The organism is Hymenobacter agri (assembly GCF_054778495.1).
In genome coordinates this window covers 1-1,587 of sequence record NZ_BAAGZM010000795.1, presented here as the reverse complement: position 1 = coordinate 1,587, position 1,587 = coordinate 1, and the positions used below count along the sequence as shown (strand labels likewise).

Genomic DNA, 1,587 nt, shown 5'->3' with positions numbered 1-1,587 from the left:
TGCGCGTGGCGGGCCTGCGCTCGCTGGGCCGGGGCGTGGCCTTCACCCTCGAAAACGACGAGCTGCGCGCTCTGCACCGCCGGCTGCAGGCTGAATTTGCCGACTATCTCATTCCGCAGGACCGCCAGAAGCTCCAGCCCCACATCACCGTGCAGAATAAGGTCGACCCCGCCGCGGCCCGGCAGCTGCTGGCCGAGCTGCAAGCCGGTTTCGCGCCATTCGAGGCGCTGGGTACGGGGCTGCATTTGTGGGCCTACCGCGGCGGCCCGTGGGAAAGCCTGGCCGAATTTCCCTTCGCCGGTTAGCTAGGAGAACAGGGAGCGCTGCGGCCGGCCAAGGGCGCGGTCGCCGGGCCAGCCAAGCACATGCGGACACTGCTGCTCGGCAAATTCCAGCAGCAGGTCGGAAATGATTTCCTGCTCGTCGTAGCCTTGCGGCAGCAGCGCGCGGCGGTGCGCCGGGTCGAGGTAGGCCGTGAGGCGGGCCAGGGCCGGCGGCTCTACTTCGGCAAAGCCCAGGCTGGCGTGCCGGAACAAGGGTCCGCGCACATTGGCCATTTCCAGGGTTTGCACGGCCTGGTGGCGGGGGTCGGCAGTAATGCGAGCATACAGCGTGTTCAGGGCGGCCTCCGGTCCTTCGAGCACTTCCAGAAACTGCTGCCCGGCCCGCAGCAGCAGCCCCCCGATGCCTTCGCTGTAGTTGTAGATGCGCGCCTGCATCAGCAGCCGCTCAAACTCGGCGGGCCCCATAGGCCGAACGGCCGTGCTGGCGTAAATAATGCGATAGGTTTCCATAGCGGTAGTAGGTAGAGCAGTAGCGAGGCCGGGAAAGGCACCTGGCGGCCGGGTAGCGCGCACGCCTTGGGCTACCCGGCCGCCAAGTGCGTAAAAATACGTAGCCCAGCCACCGGCAAATTACACCGGGCTCACGACCAAGCAAGCAGAACATGTAATCAATTATATAATTTATAATAAATATATAACATTAATTCATCTTATCTCAGAAGGCTTCCTATTTTCCCACTGCGCGCGCTCGTCGTGCCACTCGGCATTGGCGCGGGCCAGCAGGGCCGCATCGGGGCCCTGGCCCAGGATGATGCGGGTGCCCTGCTCGCGGGCGTACGTATCGGCCACATGGGCCAGCTCGTGGTAGCGGGTGAAATGGGGGACCAGCTCGGGGTGCAGCTCGTCGTCGATGATGAGCACGGCCCGCCAGTCGGTGCGCACCGGGAACCAGTACAGGAAGCTGCCGTTGAAGCTCTGGGCCGGCGGCAGGGCGCGGCCGCGGTTGTAGTAGTTGATGGCGCTGGCCTGGCCGTAGTTGGCGCACTTGATGAGGGTGTGGGCGCGCACCGAATCGGGCAGGCTTTGGTAGGCGGCCCAGGTTTTGTCGGCCAGCTCGCGCCAGCCGCGCATGTCGGCGTAGTCCTGCGGCAGGTCGTGAATCTGGCCGTCTTCCCAGGTATAGAAGCCCAGCGGGGCATAGCGGGCGCGCAGGGCCGCCATCGCCGCCGGCGGCCGCAGCGGATAGATGAAGGGGAACAGCGGCGCCAGCAGCAGCAGCAGTGGCAGCGCCACCAGCACCGGT

General features: G+C 65.5%; 2 protein-coding genes and 1 pseudogene. 1 reads left to right on the top strand and 2 read right to left on the bottom strand.

The window, feature by feature from the left end:
• Window positions 1-305, top strand: a 305-nt coding sequence (locus tag ACYVDE_RS22220; protein WP_460503719.1) for a 2'-5' RNA ligase family protein, incomplete at its 5' end; no start/stop codon positions are given.
• Here the strand turns inward: ACYVDE_RS22220 and ACYVDE_RS22215 are convergent.
• Window positions 306-794: a BLUF domain-containing protein gene (locus ACYVDE_RS22215; protein ID WP_460503718.1), complete on the bottom strand. Its 489-nt coding sequence runs from the start codon at window positions 792-794 to the stop codon at window positions 306-308.
• Window positions 795-989: 195 nt separating this feature from the next.
• Window positions 990-1,587, bottom strand: a pseudogene (locus tag ACYVDE_RS22210) (hypothetical protein); the annotation flags it as partial.

What these genes read in the sequence shown, in the direction of transcription:
- ACYVDE_RS22215 (WP_460503718.1), bottom strand. Translation starts at nt 794, where the DNA reads ATGGAAACCTATCGCATTATTTACGCCAGCACGGCCGTTCGGCCTATG.